This window comes from Pseudocitrobacter sp. CD920760 (assembly GCF_057782505.1).
On record NZ_CM173490.1, the window covers coordinates 4,514,906 to 4,532,327 of the forward strand.

Below are 17,422 nucleotides of genomic sequence, written 5' to 3' on the forward strand. Positions count from 1 at the left end.
TTTTTATCCCCTCAAAGCCCCCGCAATACCAGCGCCTGATCCAGCTCCCGGTATGCCTCAACCAGCTTATCCGTGGTAATGCGGCTTAGTCCGCTCGGGTTCGGCAGCACCCACACCTGGGTCACGCCAATCGACATCGACTGCTTGCCCCACGGCACGCCCCGCTGGCTGAATCCCTGTTCAAACGCCTGTTTCCCCAGTACCGCCAGCGCTGCCGGCTGGTACGCCTCTATTTTGGTAATCAGCGACCGCCCGCCGTCATGTAACTCCTGGCGCTTCACTTCCGTGGCCTGCACAGTCGGACGATCAACCAGCTTGGTGACACCACAGCGAAAATCGAGCAGGTGATCGGCTTCTTCTGGCTTCAGCTGCCTGTCGGTAAACCCGGCCAGATGCAGGACTTTCCAGAAGCGGTTAGCCGGATGGGCGAAGGGAAAACCAAGCGAAGAGGAAGACAAACCAGGATTAATGCCGCAAAACACCACCCGTAGGCCTGGAGCGATAATATCTTTAACCATGCTGTTCTCTGATAAATGGCTCATGTGACCATTATAACGAATTGAAAATACGTTGTTTATAAAAACAGCAGACGTACCTTAACAACTGGATTGTAAACCGCAGTTACTTTATAATTCCCCGCCACGGCCCCTTAGCTCAGTGGTTAGAGCAGGCGACTCATAATCGCTTGGTCGTTGGTTCAAACCCAACAGGGGCCACCAGATACAGCAAGGGCTTACGTGAAAACGTAAGCCCTTCGTTTTTTGCAGCACTCCTCACCACGTTAACTCACACTAACGCGCTCAGCTGTTCCTGCATATAGGATGAAAAATACTCGGGGTTTTTAATCACAACACGCTCGTCAGAGGCGATTTTATCAGCCCATCCGACCACTTTTTTGGTGAACTCGGGGTTCCATCCCTCTGAAGTCCCTCGCGCAGTAATGTCTTCTGCACTCACCTGTACACCGATTTCTTTCAGATACTTAAAGATACCCTTCGCTGTGCTTTCATCCATAGAGTGCGGTACCGCAACGGTTGTATCCATAGCGTTGATGAAATCCAGGGCTTTAGCGATGACTGTTGGCATGTTCTCGTCCTTAAATTAACCACGTGATTAACAAGACTATAAGACCTCAAATGGCTCACGATATCAAAGGGATTCTTACACCTTTCATACGAAACCTCGTACGGGTCACTTCTTCGGGCATCCGTGTCCTCAGTCTCCCTCATCGGGAGTGTAGCGGGTAATCGCTTTTTTGCCATGTCGGGCGACGGGTTGAGACTGTTAAAACATATAATATATTATATATCATACCTTATTTATTCTATCTCTTAAAAACATCCACAAGAATATTCCTATAAAATAACCACACAAATAAAATATATCCACACAGAAAAATCAATACGCATAAATCCTTATTTTAAATTGGCACAAAACTTTTCCGTACCCTAAGGTTTACTTAAGTCCAATTGAGATAATTCCCCTTCCACTCATTTGAAAAGAATAAGATAACCTGTAGAGGATAAGAATATGAAACCATCAAACCTGCTGCGCTTCATTCTTCCTTGCTTCGCATTTGCCGTTATTCCAGCAGCCAATGCGGCGACAGCGACAGCCACCTTTCAGGTTCTTATTACTATTCTCAAATCATGCAGCGTTACCGCCGGAGCATCCTCCAATATTAACCTGGGCTCGGTGAATGCCAGCGCCACCAATACCAGCGGTAACAGCACCATTTCGGTGAACTGCTCGAAAACAACCCCCTACTTTATCGGCCTTGCGCCCTCCACGGCGAACGGCGGCGGAACAGGTGGCGCGGGGGCGATGTCATCTGTCGCCAACGCCGCGACCAACACCGATAAAGTGCCGTATCAGCTCAACCAAACCTCCGCCACCGGCCCGGTGTGGGGGAATACCGCCACCACCACCACGGTGGGTAATGGCGTGGCAGGCACCGGTACTGGCGTTGCACAAACCTACACGGTCTACGCGACCGCCGCGAGCGCAAACTTCACCCCAGATAGCTATGCCGACACGGTAACCGTCAACGTTAACTATTGATTAAACGGAATTTTATGAGAATAAAAACCTTTTTAAGGCAGGCCATTTGGCTTTGCCTGACAGGATTGATCGCCTCACAAAATCTCGCCCTGGCCAGCGGTTTGCAGGTTTCTCCTGTCTCGTTAACCCTTCAGGATAAAAATGCTGACGGCATCTGGCTGAGCAACGAAGGCAGCAATGCAATTAACGCGCAGGTGCGTGTCTTTCACTGGAGCCAGCGCAATTTTCAGGACAACCTGACCGCCTCGCGCGATCTGGTGATCAGCCCGCCGATGCTCACCCTGCAACCCGGGCAGCGCCAGTTGATTCGCGTCATTCGCCTGGGGAGCCCAACAAACAGCGTGGAAGAGTCTTACCGGTTATCGGTTAATGAATTACCGTCAGCCACCCCGCAGTCCAATAAATTACAATTCGTTTTACATTATTCACTCCCCGTTTTTATTCAACCGAAAAACAGTGGCGCGCCGGAAGCGAAATTAACGTGGGGTGTTAAACGCGTAGGAAATGATAATTTCCTTGAGGTCAGCAACCAGGGAAATAGCCATGCGCAACTCTCGGCGGTGACATATATCAATCATCAGGGTGGCAGAAGGGAAATTACGCCGGGGCTGCTTGGCTATGTTCTTCCCGGTTCAACCATGCGATGGATATTAGCGCCACAGACCGCAAATATTGCGCCTGGCGGAAAACTCGAAGTCATGATCAATGGCCAAAAAGCGGTGCAAAATCTGTAGAAGGCTTTCCCGTCTGGCAAACGTCATTTTGCTTAGCGCAACATGTTTATCGGGAGCCGCGGTCGCGAACAATAGCAACACTGGCCCATCACGGGATACTCCGATGAATGATAACGCGCAGCATGAAGGTATCGACCTCTACCTTGATGTGACGGTTAACGGAAACCCCAAAGGGCTGGTGCATTTTCGCTTCAATGATGAAAAGCTCTACGCCAGCCCCGCCACGCTGCGCCAGATTGGCATCCCGGCGGGCGAGACGCGCGCGCTAAATGACATTCCACAACTCAATGTCGATTACGATGTCCAGCAGCAAACCCTCACGCTCACTGCCCCGCTTAGCGTGCTGGATCTCGGTACTACCGAGGTGGGAAGAGAGAACGTGGAGCAGCCGCAAGCCAGCATCTCGCGTGGGCTACTGCTCAACTACGATCTCTATGCCGCGCAGGATGATGAAACGCGCCTCAACACATGGAGCGAGCTGCGCGCGTTTAATGCCGCCGGGGTTCTCAGCTCGACCCAGTTAAGTCAGAACACCACCGAAAGCACGCCAGGTTATCAGAGCAACGGCTTCACGCGCCTCGATACCAACTGGCGCGCCTCATTCCCGGATAAAATGCTGTATGTCTCGTTGGGCGATACGCTCACCAGCGCTCTGTCATGGTCGCGTTCCACGCGGATTGCCGGCCTGCAAATCGGCACCGATTTCAGCCTGCAACCCTATCAGCCCACGACTCCGCTGCCTGCGTTTTTTGGTTCCGCCACGTTACCCTCCAGCGTCGAGCTATACGTGAACGGGGTGAGAAACTACAACGGCAACGTCCCCGCCGGGAATTTTGAGATTAACACGCTGCCCAATATCAACGGCGCGGGGAACGCCCAGGTGACAATGACCGATGCGCTGGGGCGCACGTCCGTGCAAAATTTTTCGTTTTATAACGATCAGTCGTTGTTACGAAAGGGGCTAACCGAGTGGTCCGCCGAGCTGGGCGTCGTGCGGGAAAACTACGGTTACACCTCGTTTGACTACGCCAGCAATCCCGCTCTCAGCGCCACGTGGCGTCACGGCGTCAGCAACACCTTCACCACCGCCGCACACGGTGAAGCCAGCGACAGCCTGATTAACGGTGGCATCAGCAATGACTGGGTGCCAGGCCCGCGCAGCGGTACGATTTCAGCCGCCCTCGCCTTCAGCGGTGATGATGGAAAAAGCGGCGCGCTGTACAGCCTCGGCTATCGCTGGTCGAACGAAATTTTCAGTTTTAATACCTCCACAACCGCCACCAGCGGCGACTACCGCGATATCGCCACCGCTTACGGCCAGGCGCCGCCGGAGCTCAACAGCAATACGGTGGTGGGCTATAACGCCCAGTCACTCGGCAATTTCACCGTTGGATATTTACAGTTTCGTTATCCACACGACAGTAATCTGCGCTACGTGAATGCCAACTGGTCAAAAGCGCTGACGGAAAAAGCCTGGCTTAACCTCGGGCTGAATCAGAATCTTGATGATCATCAGGACAGCAGCGTCTACCTGATGCTCACGGTTTCACTGGAGAATAACCGTACCGTCAGCGGTACCGTTCAGCGCACCAACAATGAGACGGGTTACATGATGAATGCCAGCCAGATGCTGCCGTCCGAAGGCGGATGGGGCTGGAATATCGCCGCCAATCGCCAGGCGTCAGAAACCAGCGGCCAGGGCGAAGTCGGCTATCAGGGGCGATACGGGAAGGTGTATAGCGGCTTTAACCGTGTTCCTGATAACCACTATGCCTACGCGGGCGCGACCGGTTCTCTTGTGATGATGGGCGGCGGCCTGTTCGCCGCGCGTGAAATCAACAATGGCTTTGCGGTGGTGTCAACGCAGGGCGTGCCGGACGTGCCAGTGATGCTGGAAAATAATGTGGTTGGCACCAGCGACGACGACGGCTTGCTGCTGGTGACGCAGCTCAATAGCTATCAAAACAATCAGATAAGCATCGATACACTGAATCTTCCGGCCAACACGCGCGTCGACCGCGTTAACACCGCCGCCGTTCCCGCCGATCGTTCCGGCACGCTGGTTGAGTTTGGTATTACCGCCACGCAACCCGCGTTGATTGTCTTAGTGGATGCCCAGGACCACGCGTTACCGGAAGGCAGTCAGGCCACACTCAACCCAGGCCAAAAGCACACTGATACGGTGATGATCGGTTTCGATGGGATGGCCTATTTCGACATGGTGTCGCCGCACAATACGCTGGAAGTTGCCCTGCCGGGCGGCAAGTGCGCTGTGCAGTTCGATTACCCGCGTCAGGCCAAAGGCATCCCGCAAATTGGCCCATTGGTCTGTCGCTAACTACAGGAGTCGTGATGTGCGGTTAATTCATCTGGTATTACTGTTGGGATTATTGCTCTGCCCGCTGGCCAGCAAAGCGGTGGTGTGCTCAATGTCCGGCGTGCAAAACATCAACTTTGGTAACGTCAACCCGTTAAGCAGCGCGGATACCAATACCAGCATGACCTTCAACTACAGCTGTACTAAAGAGCTCGGCGATTTACTGGCCGGTGTGACTATCTGCTTTAACATCGGCGCGTCGGCGAACAGCGGTCAGGTGATACCGCGCAGAATGGCTTATGCGGGACCACCCGCCGGGACGCTCGATTATCAGCTTTATCAGAATGCGGGGTACACCACTGTCTGGGGTAGTCAGTATCAAAGCGGGACCACCGTTCCGGCGATCCAGCTTAATTTATTAAACCTGACGCCAGTGACGGGCAGTGCGACGGTGTATGCCAAAGTGCCCTCCAGGCAAACCACCGTCGTGCCGGGAAGCTATCAGGATACCTATACGGCGGCGACCGCCAGCATGACCATCAACGTCGGCCTGCTGGCGCCACCGACGACCTGTGGAACCACGCAGGGGCCAACTTTTCCTTTTAACGTCCAGGCTACCGTGACCAAATTTTGCAACGTCACCACGGCGAGTAATATCAATTTTGGCAATGCCGCCTTCACCGATACCAACCTGAGCGCTAACAACAGCATTAGCGTGGCCTGTACCAGCAATACGCCCTATACCATCGGGCTGGTGCCGTCCAACAACAGCACGACCGGCAGCGGGGTGATGAAAACCAATACCGGCAATGCCAGCAACAGCGATCAGGTGCCGTATCAGCTTCGCTCCGCCGCCGGAACCAGCGGCGCGCCATGGGGAAACACCACGGGCAACACAGTTGCTGGAACGGGGAACGGGCAAACCACCACTTACAATGCGTATGCCACGGTGCCGAGCGCGAATTACACGCCCGACACCTACGCCGATACGGTCACCATCAACGTGACCTACTAAAGCCCGCTCCACCACAGCCGGGCGCGCATGCCCCAGTAGCTGGTCCAGCCGGTAGTCACATTCACCACCTGGCCCTGCGAAATAACCACCAGCGTGGGCGTCACACTTACCTGCCAGCGCGCGGAAAGCTCACCGCGCGGGTCGTTTACCACGGGCAGGGTCAGGTGCTTTTTTGCCATCCACTGCGCCAGTTGGCTGTCGTCTCCGGAGCGCAAGGCCACGCTCAGTACGTTCTGACCCTCCTGCGAAAGTTGCTCCACCGCTGGCGTGGTGTAGCGGCATACGCCACACCAGGTCGCCCATACGTAAAGTAACAACGGCTTTTTCTGGCTCAGTTCCGCCAGCGAATGGGTTTCGCCGTCCAGGGTCTGTAAGGCTATCCCGGAAACATTCTCCGGGAGTTCAGGCTTACGCAGTTGATCCATCCCCCACATCAGCGCCATTGCCAGGAGTAGCAGGACAACCAGATCCTTCAGCCAGCGGCGTAATTTACTGCGCATTGGCTTTCGCCAGCTGTTCTTTCACCAGCGCCTCCAGATCGTCATAGGCGATGGCGCCCGCCACCAGTTGATCGCCAACGATCGTCGCGGGCGTTCCCTGAATGCCCAGCACCTGAGACAGGATCAGATTCAGCTTCACGCTGTCCGAGCTTTGCGCATCCGCCTTGATCTCCGCCGTCTGGGTTTTCTGCTGCGCATTCAGGATAGAAGCGTCATCGTGCGTGCCCTTTTTCGCCATTAACCGCTGATGTAGCGCCCAGAATTTTTCCGGCTGCTGACGCCAGGTGGTTAACGCCACACGCGCGGAGGTCATCGAACTTTCGCCGCGAAACGGCAGCAGTTTGACGACCAGCTGTACCTGTGGGTAATCCTGCACAATTTTCTCCAGCATCGGGTCAAACTGTTTGCAGTAGGGGCAGTTGTAATCGGTAAAGTTGACGATCACCAGCGCCGGTTTTTCCGCGCCTTTACGCGGGCTGGTCGGGTCATTGAAAATCATCTCGGTGAGCTGCGATTGTGTGTCCGATTCTTGTGCCTGGCTAAAGGTGGCAATACACAGCAGTAATATCAGAGTAAATACGCGCATTAGTTTTTTCCTTTGGCATTGGACAACGCATTCAGTACCGCATCGCGGCTGAGCAGCGGCGGCAGAATCTCGCCCTGCGGCGTTCCGGGGCCATAAATTTGATTAAACGGGATAGCCGCGCTTTGGCGGCGCTGGAGAAACTGGCTGATGACGGTGGACGGGCGGCTCCAGTCTCCGCGCAGGGCAACAACATCTGGCGCGGTGAGCGCCTGCTGAACGTCATCGCGTAGCAGCACGTTGTATTTATTGGCTTTACAGGTGACACACCAGTCGGCGGTCACATCGACAAATACGCGCTTGCCGTCACCCAGCGCCGTCTGGATCGCCTGCTCGCTCAGCGGTTGCCAGTCAATTCGGTCGCGTAGCGGGGAAGATGATTGCGCAAGCCAGAATAGCGCCGCAGCAGTAAGCAACATCAGCCCAGCCGCGCCCAGCGCCACACGCCCGCGATAGCGCCAGGCCAGCGCAGCGCACAGCAGCAGCGCCAGCACGCCGCCAATTCCCCAGGTGATGGCTGCCCCAACATGCGCGTTCAGTAGCGTCAGCAGCCAGAGCGCGGAGCCGAGCATCATCACGCCCAGTATGATACGCACGAGGTTCATCCAGCGGCCCGGTTTCGGCAGGCGCTGCGCCAGCCCCGGCCAGGCCGCGACCAACAGCCACGGCAGGCTCATGCCAATCCCCATCGCAAGGAAAATGCCCCACAGTTTCGGCAACGGCGCAACCAGCGCCACCGATACCGCTGTGCCAAGGAATGGCGCCGTACAGGGCGTTGCCAGCAGCGTGGCAAATGCGCCCTGCCAGAAATGCCCCGCCAGCCCGTGGCCGCCGCGCGTGGCGAGAAACGTCGTGGTGTTTGATGAGAGGCGAATTTCGAATAATCCCAGCAGGCTGGCGCTGAACAGCACCATCACCAGCACCATCGCCGCAATAAACCACGGATTCTGGAACTGTATGCCCCAGCCCAGCGCCTGATTGCTCAGACGCAACAGCGTCATCATCAATGCCAGCGCCAGAAACGACGCCACAATCCCCGCCACCGAGGCCAGGAACTGCCGCCGCACCACGCCACGTTGTGCACTATCGCCCTGTAATACCGAGCCAAGTTTCATCGCGAGAACCGGTAATACGCAGGGCATAATATTGAGAATCAGCCCGCCGAGCAGCGCCATCGACAGCACCAGCCACAGCGACACGCTTTCTGACGGCAGCCCACTCGCCTGGCCAATTACCCGCGTACTCTCCTGCGCGAGGCCGTTATCCACCAGCACCAGCGACAGCGTTTTGCCCTGTAAATCCGGCGCGCTATCGCCCCATTCGTCCGTCACCGGCACGGTGGCAGTTAGCGTATCGCCGTTCACCTGGACACTGGGTTTGGCAAAACTCACGCCGTCCAGCGTATCGAGAAACAGCGCGGGCGATTGCCAGCCGCCCTCACGCGTGGCAGTAACGATCATTTTTCCCGGCGCGTAATCCGCCTGCAACGTGGTGGTAAGCCCATCTTCGCGTGGCAGGGTGCCCATAGCGCGGGTGAAGTCGTAATCGATGTTTTTATCCGCCGGGGCGCGCAGGTCGAGCGAGAACGGATAGTCCGTCAGAATACAGACGTTGCTACAGGTAGAGAGCGTCAGCACGCCGCTCAGCGTCGGCGTTTTTACATCATGCAGCGTGATGGGGAAGCTGACGTTATCGTGATAGCCCTGCGTCGTAATGCCCGCGACATCAAAACGTTGCGGCACCGGCCAGCGCCAGGTCACCGTCGGTGCATTATCCCAGACGATAGTGGGCGCAATCCCGCCCTCGCCCGGCGAGCGCCAGTAGGTTTTCCAGCCCTTCTCCAGTTGAACATCAAGAAGCAGGCGCGTATCGCCGCCCGGAAGAGTTTGCGTGCGCAGCCGCACGCTGGCGTGGTCGTTATCGGCGGCGCGCAGCCAGCCGCTGTCCGCCGCCCAGCTTGCGGGCAGCCACAGACAAACCAGACAGAGCAGAAGCTGCCTGAAAAAAGTAAGCATCGGTTTTCTCCGTAAGTAATTAATTAACCTGAATAACGCAGGCTAAAACTCACTCACGAAAGACGCACAATCGTAGATGTACCCGCAATCGGGGCGGAGAGATAACGCGAGGAGGCCAGACGCGCGTGAAGAAGACGGGCAGCGCCGCCAGTACCGCCAGCAGCAGTGCAACGGCAAACAGCGCGCCTTCAAACAGCACTGGCGGCGACGCCAGCAGCGATTTCGCACTCAGTTCGCAAGGCGTGACGGGCGCATCGCCATCCGATGAGACGGTCTGGCTTACGGAGGCAACGTTCATCGTCAGGGCGTGCAGGCTCGCCATGCGCTGCGCGGTGCAAACCAGCACCACCAGACATGCAAGGGCTACCAGTAATATCGCCTTTCGCTGCCGATGAATCATCATTACCTCGTATAAATACGGGCTTAATCTTAACGGGCGAAAATGGTTTGGCAATCTTATTGCTGTAAAGAAGTGTCGGAGAGGGAGAAACGCCCGGCGTTAACCGGGCGGAAGGATCAGTTATTAACCGGGATCACCGCGCCTTTGTATTTGGTGCGGATCCACTCCTGAATCTCTTTCGAGTGCAGCACGTTCACCAGCGCCACGATATCTTTTTTCTTCTCGTCGCCGCGATGCACGGTAATGATATTGGCATACGGGTTATTTTCGCCGCTCTCTACCGCAATCGGGTCATGCACCGGGTCGAGGCCCGCATCAATCGCGTAGTTGGCGTTAATCACCACCGCCGCACCTTCGTCGTTGTTGTACATCTGCGGCAGCAGAGACGCTTCTACGTTCGGCAGGAATTGCAGCTTTTTCGGGTTCTCCACGATGTCGCCGATACGCGCGGTCACTTTATCAATCCCCGGCTTCAGCTTAATCACGCCCTCTTTTTCGAAGATGGTCAGAATACGCCCCTCTTCGGAAACCGCGTCACGCATGATGATTTTGCCGCCTTCCGGCAGGTCTTTCAGCGTTTTGTATTTTTTGGAGTAAATACCAATCGGCTCGATGTGAATCGCCCCGGCACTCACGAAATCATAATCTTTATCGCCCGCATGATCTTTCAGCACGCTGTTCAGATACGGGATGTGCTGGAAGTAGTTGGCGTCAATGTCGCGGCCTGCCAGCGCGGTGTTCGGCAGGATGTAGTCCTGGAACGGTTTAATCTCCAGGTCGATACCCTGCTTCGCCAGAATCGGTTTCGCCTGCTCCAGAATTTCCGCGTGCGGCGTGTTGGACGCCCCCACGGTCAGGGTGTCAGCCCAGGAAGCAAAGCTCAGGGCGCTCAGGGTAGCGGCGGCGATTAGCGTGAGTGTCTTTTTCATGATGATGGTTCCTGTGTGTGTTATTAGCGTTTATCTAACAGAGAAGTCAGTACGTCGCCGCAGAACTGGATGATGAAAACGATGATGAGAATAGTCACCGTCGCGACCAGCGTGACGTCATTGTGGTTGCGCTGGAATCCTTCCAGATAAGCCAGATTCCCTAAGCCACCTGCGCCGATCACCCCCGCCATTGCGCTGTAACTCACCAGCGCAATCAGCGTGACGGTAATACCGGAAACCAGCGCCGGGGAAGATTCGGGCAGCAGGACGCGAAAAATCAGCGTCGACAAACGTGCGCCCATAGAACGGGTTGCCTCAATCACCCCTTTGTCGACTTCACGCAGGGCAATCTCGACCAGTCGCGCATAGAACGGAGCCGCACCAACAATCAGGGCGGGCAGCGCCGCGTTCGCGCCGAGAATGGTGCCGACGATCGTTTTGGTAAACGGGATCAGCAACACAATCAAAATAATGAACGGAATGGAACGGAAGACGTTCACTACCACCGAAATCACGCTGTACAGCGGGCGGTTATAAAAGAGCCCGCCTTTGGCGGTCAGAAACAGCGCCAGCCCGAGCGCGATGCCGAGGACAAACGTCGCCACACCGGAAAGCGCGGTCATGTAGAGCGTCTCCTGGGTGGCGGCCCACAGGGCATCCCATTTCAGATGCGGTAAGAATTGCTCAGCCATGTTTCACTACCTCGCTGTCGATGCCGGTTTCCTGCAAATCTGCGAGGATGCTTTTCAGTTGTTCAGGGTTCGCCACCACATGCAACCAGAGCTGACCAAACGCGCCGTGCGTGGTCTGCGTCATCTTGCCGTGCAGAATGTTGAACGGCAGGCCGTAGCGCAGCGTCAGCTCGCCCACCACCGGGCGATGAGTCGTCTGCCCGGTAAAGGTCAGCTTGATAATGCTGCCGGTCAGGCCGTCGGTGAGATCGGGGTTAAACGCCTCTTCTTCAACGTACTGGCTTACCTGGCGTACAAACTGCTGGGTAATCGGTTTTTGCGGATGGGTAAAGACCTCCAGCACATCGCCCTCTTCCACCACTTTGCCGTCTTCCATCACCGCCACGCGGTCGCAGATTTTACGCACTACGTGCATTTCATGGGTGATAAGCACGATGGTTAAACGGAAGCGGCGGTTGATATCCAGCAGCAGGTCGAGAATTTGATCGGTCGTTTGCGGGTCGAGCGCCGAGGTGGCTTCATCGCACAGCAGCACATCCGGGTTATTGGCCAGCGCGCGGGCGATACCCACACGTTGCTTCTGCCCGCCGCTTAACTGTGAGGGATAGGCATTTTCACGCCCCTTCAGGCCCACCAGCTCAACCAGTTCCGCCACGCGAGCGCGAATTTTGGCTTTCGGTACGCCGGCAATCTGCATCGAAAAGGCGATGTTTTCGCTGACCGTACGCGACCAGAGCAGGTTAAAGTGCTGGAATACCATGCTGATTTTCAGGCGTGCCTGGCGCAGACTTTCGCCTTTCGCAGCAGAGATATCCTGCCCGTTAATGACAACGCTGCCCGCAGTGGGTTTTTCCAGCCCGTTAAGCAGGCGAATCAGCGTGCTTTTTCCCGCACCGCTGTAGCCGATAATGCCGTAAATCTGCCCCTGCTCAATGCTCAGGTTGACGTTATCGACCGCCGTAATCGTCCCTTTTCCAGGGTTAAAAATCTTTGAAATATTCCTGAGTACTATCATTCGTCTGCCAAATAGCGGTTTAGAAGTATGGACGTCCAGACGATATCGGGAATGAGTGATAGATAGCAAACAACAAAAAGGAATGTGTTATTACGAGAGATTATAAGCGAGTCGCCGCACCGGGTGCGGCAATACGATTATTTTCGGCAAAGCATAGCCGGAATTTGGCTAATGCGGTTGCGCAGCGCCACCCGACAAAACCAGCGCACTTACTTCTTATGCCAGTACGCCTGCGTCCTTACCAGCTGTTGATCAATCGCGTCAGTTTCAAAACGACTCACCATCGATTTGGCCACCGCGCCTTCTCCGGTCACCCAGATAAAATAATCCTCCGCAGGCACAGACAGCGTCGCCAGTTTATCGGCCACGGCTTGTTCGCGATGACCTATCACCCACTCGATCTCAAACTCGCTGAACTCGGCCAGATAGTCCTTATACGACTCATCCGCGATCGTCACAATGGCCTTAACCTGCGGGCACGAGGGCAGCTGGCGCAGGCTTTCCAGACGGCGGCGCAGCGCAGGCATACCCGATTCATCACACACATATAGCTGCCAGGCGTAATCTTCCGGCACCACCAGCGAACCACGCGGCCCGCCAATCGTCAGCGTGTCACCTACGCGGGCATTCATCGCCCATGAACTTGCCACGCCGCCATCATGAATAAAGAAGTCATAGGCCAGCTCATGACGCTCGGCGTTGTAGAGAGGCGTGTAGTCTCGCGACTGCGGGCGCACACCGTCCGGCCAAACGATCCCTTCGTCGGTCATGGTCGGCGGCGCGATACGTTCGCCTGCCTGAGGGAAAAACAGTTTGGTGTGATCGTCAAAGCCGCGTGAAGAGAAGCCATCCAGCGCCTCGCCGCCCAGCACAATGCGCTGAAAACCTGCGCCGATGCGCTCCACGCGTAACACGCTCAATTCGCGAAAACGCAGTTCATTACGCACGCGCTGTGGGTATTTTTTTTCTTTCATAGTGGTGTTATCCGTCGCCTTCGTGAAAAATAGATATATCTAAACTTGATGCAAATGATAATGATTGCCAGTTGGACAGAAAGCAAGCTTTTTTTAAGATATACTTTATCTATCGCACAGAAAATCCACGAAATTAAATTAATTCTTTATATTTCATGATGATAGAAAATTACCTCATCTCACCCTTGCTAAAGATAGATATTTAGATATAAGTTAGATATATCGAAAACAAGTTAAGGTAAAAAATGATGAGACACTTTTCAGAGTTTGGCCGCGGCGGACGCGGTGGTCGTGAATGCCATGGTGAGCGCGAATATCGTGGTGGTCGTGGTGAAGGTCGTCACGGCGGTGGAGGCGGCTTTGGCGGCGGGCGTCGTCAGCGTTTCTTCGGCCATGGCGAGCTGCGTCTGGTGGTACTGGATATCCTTTCCCGCAACGCCAGCCACGGTTACGAGTTGATCAAAGAGATCGAAAACATGACCCAGGGCAACTACACCCCAAGCCCTGGCGTAATCTACCCGACGCTCGATCTGCTGCAGGATCAGGGGCTGATCACCATCCAGGAAGAAGACGGTGGACGTAAAAAAATCGCCATCACCGGGGAAGGCAGTAATGTGCTGGTGGAAAACAAAGAGGTGCTGGAGCAGGTTCAGGCGAAGCTGAAACTCCGCATGGTCGGCCACGAACTGCGTAAAGATCCGCAAATGAAACGCGCGCTGGAAAACTTCAAGGCCGTACTGAACCTGAAAGTGAACCAGAGCGAACTCAGCGACGCGCAGCTAAAACAGATTGTTGGCGTGATTGACCGCGCGGCGCTGGAAATTTCACAGCTTGATTAATGCAGTACCGTGACAGCGTCCTGAAGCCGGCTGGCGCGATGTTTTACCATCGCCGACACATGGGCGCTTTCAGCAACCAGCCCGGCATTTTTCTGGGTAATGGCATCCAGTTCCGCCACCGCGCGGGTAATATCCGACAGCCCGTTGGCCTGTTCTGAGGTCGACTGGCTAATTTGTGCAATCAACTGCGTCACATTCTGCACCTGGGCCAGAATATCGTTCATCACCCGCCCCGCCGCGTGAACCTGATCGGCGCCGGAATGCACCTTGCTGGCGCTGGCCTCAATCAGCTTACGAATGTCGTTAGCCGCCGTTGCGCTGCGGCTCGCCAGCTGACGAACCTCCCCCGCTACCACCGCAAAGCCTTTCCCCTGATCGCCCGCTCGCGCGGCTTCGACCGCCGCATTTAGCGCCAGAATATTGGTCTGGAAGGCAATATCATTGATAAGCGTGGTGATTGAGCCAATCCGCTGCGTGCTGTCAGCAATTTCGTCCATCGTTCTGACCACGCCCTGCATTGCCTGCCCGCCCTGCTCCGCCGCGCCGCTGGCGGCAATTGAGAGCTTATCGGCTGCCGCCGCCGTTTGCGAATTGCTTTGCACGGAGGCATTCATCTCGTTCATCGTTGCCACCGTCTGCTGGACATTAACCACCGTCTGGCGGGTGCGTTCGTTAAGATCATCGTTGCCCTTCGCTAACGTATCGCTTCCCTGGCTGACGCTGGAGACCTGGCTTGCGACATCATTTTTCAACCAGCGACAGATAAGCCCCAGTTGTCCGACCGATCGCAAAATCAGCCCCAGTTCATCACCACGGCTCAGATGCTGCACGCGGTGACGTCCACCGGTCGCAATACTGAGTGCCTGATGCGCCACATTCTCGACCGGGCGAACGATCTGCGCTTCAAGCAGCGCCGTTCCCGCCAGCATCAGCAGTGCCGCCACCGCCAGCGACATCCACGGCGCATGCGTGGCGCACAGCGCTGCCGCTAACAGCATAAACAGGGACGTCATCAATAGCCGCACGCGCCAGCGTAGCGGCATCACGGACAGCTTGCCCCACCAGTGTTTACTGATCACCATGCCTTTGTAGAGCCGCTTGTTACTGCGCCCCTCTTTTAACGCCCGATAGAGCGGCTCCGCGACGGCTACCTCTTCCGGCGTAGCCTGAGTGCGAATCGACATATAGCCGGTGACTTCACCGTGCCGCACCATCGGGATGGCGTTGGCGCGCACCCAGTAATGGTCGCCATTTTTACGCCGGTTTTTGACAATTGCGCTCCACGGCTCCCCCTGTTTCAGGGTGTACCACATATCGGCAAACGCCGCTTTCGGCATATCCGGGTGACGGACCAGGTTGTGTGGCTGACCGCAAATCTCTTCCATGCTGTAGCCGCTCACCTGAATAAACGCATCGTTTACGTGAGTGACATAGCTATTGAGATCGGAAGTGGACATTAACGTCGTTTGGTCATCCAGCGGGTATTCGCGTTGACTAACCCAGGGTTGTGAAGACATGCAGGTATCCTTGCCGGTAATAAGGCTTATTGTGTAAAGGGTATGTCGGCGGCGGATGACTTAGCTTTATTCGTTAATCTCGATTCAGCTCGCATTTTTAGAGGATATATTCTCTCACGCGTTAAAATGGCGCACGATCTGCCCCGTTTTCGCGCATTTCGCCCCATTCTGGCGAGATGAGATTTGTCCTTCTCCTGCGGCCACAGGGCCGCTGGACGATTAAATATTGTGCAACTGCATTTCTCCCTGGTGTTTATCCCGATTTTCAGCGCCCGCTTCGAAGTGGCGCAATCCCTGCAATACTTAATTCAGTATCGTGTGATACGTGACCCCCGGGAGCTTATTTTGAACAGATTACCTTCCAGCGCATCGGCTTTGGCCTGTAGCGCACACGCATTGAATCTCATTGAAAAGCGCACGCTTGATCATGAGGAGATGAAAGCTCTCAATCAGGAGGTCAGAGAATACTTTAAAGAGCATGTAAACCCGGGGTTTCTGGAGTATCGAAAATCTGTGACCGCCGGCGGGGATTACGGAGCCGTAGAGTGGCAAGCGGGGAGCCTGAATACGCTTGTCGACACCCAGGGACAGGAGTTTATTGATTGTCTGGGTGGATTTGGCATTTTCAACGTGGGGCACCGTAATCCAGTTGTGGTTTCCGCCGTACAGAATCAGCTCGTCAAACAACCGCTACACAGCCAGGAGCTGCTCGACCCGCTTCGTGCGATGCTGGCAAAAACGCTGGCCGCGCTGGCGCCGGGGAAACTGAAGTACAGTTTCTTCAGCAACAGTGGCACCGAATCCGTGGAAGCGGCGCTGAAGCTTGCCAAAGCATACCAGTCGCCACGCGGTAAATTCACCTTCATCGCCACCAGCGGCGCGTTTCACGGGAAATCGCTCGGCGCACTCTCGGCCACAGCGAAATCCACGTTCCGTAAGCCGTTTATGCCGCTGCTGCCGGGCTTCCGACATGTGCCGTTTGGCAACATCGACGCCATGCGTCTGGCGCTATCCGAATGCCAGAAAACCGGTGACGACGTGGCGGCGGTGATCCTGGAACCTATTCAGGGTGAAGGCGGCGTGATCCTGCCGCCGCAGGGTTACCTGCCAGCGGTACGCAAGCTGTGCGATGAGTTTGGCGCGTTACTGATCTTCGATGAAGTGCAAACCGGGATGGGGCGCACGGGCAAAATGTTTGCCTGCGAACACGAGAACGTTCAGCCGGACATTTTGTGCCTGGCGAAAGCACTCGGCGGCGGCGTGATGCCTATCGGCGCGACCATCGCCACTGAAGAGGTCTTTTCGGTGCTGTTCGATAATCCGTTCCTGCATACCACCACCTTTGGCGGCAACCCGCTGGCCTGTGCGGCCGCACTCGCCACCATCAACGTGCTGTTGACGGAGAACCTTCCGGCACAGGCGGAGCAGAAAGGTGACATGCTGCTGGACGGCTTCCGCAGCCTGGCGCGCGAATACCCGGACCTGGTGCGTGAAGCGCGCGGTAAAGGGATGCTGATGGCGATTGAGTTTGTCGATAACGAAATCGGCTACAGCTTCGCGAGTGAAATGTTCCGCCAGCGCGTGCTGGTTGCCGGGACGCTCAACAACGCCAAAACCATCCGCATCGAGCCCCCGCTCACGCTGACCATCGAGCAGTGCGAACTGGTGCTGAAGGCGGCACGCAAGGCGCTGGCGTCACTGCGCGTTGAAAAACAGGTCACGACCGAGCAGTAAATCTCACGCCCCCCTGTTTTCGTGGGGGGCGTTCTTTGAATCCCATCACAATCCCTGCATTCCCCTTTTCCCTTTTCTACGCCGACGGCTAAATTAA

17 protein-coding genes and 1 tRNA gene are annotated in these 17,422 nt (G+C 55.8%); 7 read left to right on the forward strand and 11 right to left on the reverse strand.

The features are described 5' to 3' along the window. Positions 1-11: 11 nt before the first annotated feature. Positions 12-518: a G/U mismatch-specific DNA glycosylase gene (mug, locus tag AC1MKH_RS21135; protein ID WP_276223256.1), complete on the reverse strand. Its 507-nt coding sequence runs from the start codon at positions 516-518 to the stop codon at positions 12-14. A 125-nt stretch (positions 519-643) separates the two neighbouring features. Between mug and AC1MKH_RS21140 the strand changes: the two genes are divergently transcribed. Continuing rightward, positions 644-719: transfer RNA gene (locus AC1MKH_RS21140), tRNA-Ile, on the forward strand. 67 nt (positions 720-786) lie between these two features. Here AC1MKH_RS21140 and AC1MKH_RS21145 read toward each other — a convergent pair. After that, positions 787-1,086: a DUF1889 family protein gene (locus tag AC1MKH_RS21145; RefSeq protein ID WP_276220782.1), complete on the reverse strand. Its 300-nt coding sequence runs from the start codon at positions 1,084-1,086 to the stop codon at positions 787-789. Between the two features lie 444 nt (positions 1,087-1,530). Between AC1MKH_RS21145 and AC1MKH_RS21150 the strand changes: the two genes are divergently transcribed. The 4 genes from AC1MKH_RS21150 (at position 1,531) to AC1MKH_RS21165 (ending at position 6,127) form a co-directional block, all read left to right on the forward strand. Then, a complete protein-coding gene (locus AC1MKH_RS21150) occupies positions 1,531-2,061 on the forward strand; it encodes a Csu type fimbrial protein (RefSeq protein WP_276220784.1) in 531 nt (176 codons plus the stop codon). A gap of 14 nt (positions 2,062-2,075) precedes the next feature. Next, complete coding sequence (locus tag AC1MKH_RS21155) at positions 2,076-2,795, forward strand: fimbrial biogenesis chaperone (protein WP_276220786.1); 720 nt, start codon at positions 2,076-2,078, stop codon at positions 2,793-2,795. 103 nt (positions 2,796-2,898) lie between these two features. Next, positions 2,899-5,133, forward strand: coding sequence for a fimbria/pilus outer membrane usher protein (locus tag AC1MKH_RS21160; RefSeq protein WP_276220788.1), 2,235 nt, complete (start codon positions 2,899-2,901; stop codon positions 5,131-5,133). A 16-nt stretch (positions 5,134-5,149) separates the two neighbouring features. Then, complete coding sequence (locus AC1MKH_RS21165; RefSeq protein WP_276220790.1) at positions 5,150-6,127, forward strand: Csu type fimbrial protein; 978 nt, start codon at positions 5,150-5,152, stop codon at positions 6,125-6,127. Here AC1MKH_RS21165 and AC1MKH_RS21170 read toward each other — a convergent pair. From AC1MKH_RS21170 to AC1MKH_RS21205, 8 genes are all read right to left on the reverse strand, one after another. Then, positions 6,124-6,627: a protein disulfide oxidoreductase gene (locus tag AC1MKH_RS21170; RefSeq protein ID WP_276220792.1), complete on the reverse strand. Its 504-nt coding sequence runs from the start codon at positions 6,625-6,627 to the stop codon at positions 6,124-6,126. The genes AC1MKH_RS21165 and AC1MKH_RS21170 overlap by 4 nt on opposite strands. Then, positions 6,617-7,213, reverse strand: coding sequence for a DsbA family protein (locus tag AC1MKH_RS21175; protein WP_276220794.1), 597 nt, complete (start codon positions 7,211-7,213; stop codon positions 6,617-6,619). Before AC1MKH_RS21175 ends, AC1MKH_RS21170 begins: the two co-directional genes overlap by 11 nt. Beyond that, positions 7,213-9,225: a protein-disulfide reductase DsbD family protein gene (locus tag AC1MKH_RS21180; RefSeq protein ID WP_327621861.1), complete on the reverse strand. Its 2,013-nt coding sequence runs from the start codon at positions 9,223-9,225 to the stop codon at positions 7,213-7,215. Before AC1MKH_RS21180 ends, AC1MKH_RS21175 begins: the two co-directional genes overlap by 1 nt. A gap of 49 nt (positions 9,226-9,274) precedes the next feature. Then, the gene (locus AC1MKH_RS21185) at positions 9,275-9,625 is read right to left on the reverse strand and encodes a copper resistance protein (RefSeq protein WP_108475055.1); all 351 of its coding nucleotides are present in this window, start codon (positions 9,623-9,625) and stop codon (positions 9,275-9,277) included. Positions 9,626-9,741: 116 nt separating this feature from the next. After that, positions 9,742-10,554 (reverse strand): MetQ/NlpA family ABC transporter substrate-binding protein, encoded by an 813-nt coding sequence (locus AC1MKH_RS21190; protein ID WP_149463922.1) that lies wholly within the window; start codon positions 10,552-10,554, stop codon positions 9,742-9,744. A 23-nt stretch (positions 10,555-10,577) separates the two neighbouring features. Next, positions 10,578-11,246, reverse strand: a complete 669-nt coding sequence (locus AC1MKH_RS21195) for a methionine ABC transporter permease (protein ID WP_108475053.1) — start codon at positions 11,244-11,246, stop codon at positions 10,578-10,580. Beyond that, positions 11,239-12,261, reverse strand: a complete 1,023-nt coding sequence (locus AC1MKH_RS21200) for a methionine ABC transporter ATP-binding protein (RefSeq protein WP_276220803.1) — start codon at positions 12,259-12,261, stop codon at positions 11,239-11,241. Before AC1MKH_RS21200 ends, AC1MKH_RS21195 begins: the two co-directional genes overlap by 8 nt. Positions 12,262-12,470: 209 nt before the next feature. Continuing rightward, on the reverse strand, positions 12,471-13,235 hold the full coding sequence (locus AC1MKH_RS21205; protein ID WP_276220805.1) for a siderophore-interacting protein: 765 nt from the start codon (positions 13,233-13,235) through the stop codon (positions 12,471-12,473). 248 nt (positions 13,236-13,483) lie between these two features. Here AC1MKH_RS21205 and AC1MKH_RS21210 point away from each other — a divergent pair, with 248 nt between their 5' ends. After that, positions 13,484-14,074 carry a PadR family transcriptional regulator gene (locus AC1MKH_RS21210; RefSeq protein WP_276221112.1) on the forward strand — a complete coding sequence of 197 codons (591 nt, stop codon included), beginning with the start codon at positions 13,484-13,486 and terminating at the stop codon, positions 14,072-14,074. Here AC1MKH_RS21210 and AC1MKH_RS21215 read toward each other — a convergent pair. Beyond that, on the reverse strand, positions 14,071-15,591 hold the full coding sequence (locus AC1MKH_RS21215) for a methyl-accepting chemotaxis protein (protein ID WP_276220807.1): 1,521 nt from the start codon (positions 15,589-15,591) through the stop codon (positions 14,071-14,073). The genes AC1MKH_RS21210 and AC1MKH_RS21215 overlap by 4 nt on opposite strands. Before the next feature lie 345 nt (positions 15,592-15,936). On the opposite strand from AC1MKH_RS21215, the gene ygjG reads away from it, so the two are divergent. Beyond that, positions 15,937-17,325, forward strand: a complete 1,389-nt coding sequence (gene ygjG / locus AC1MKH_RS21220) for a putrescine aminotransferase (RefSeq protein ID WP_276220808.1) — start codon at positions 15,937-15,939, stop codon at positions 17,323-17,325. Positions 17,326-17,422: the final 97 nt, after the last annotated feature.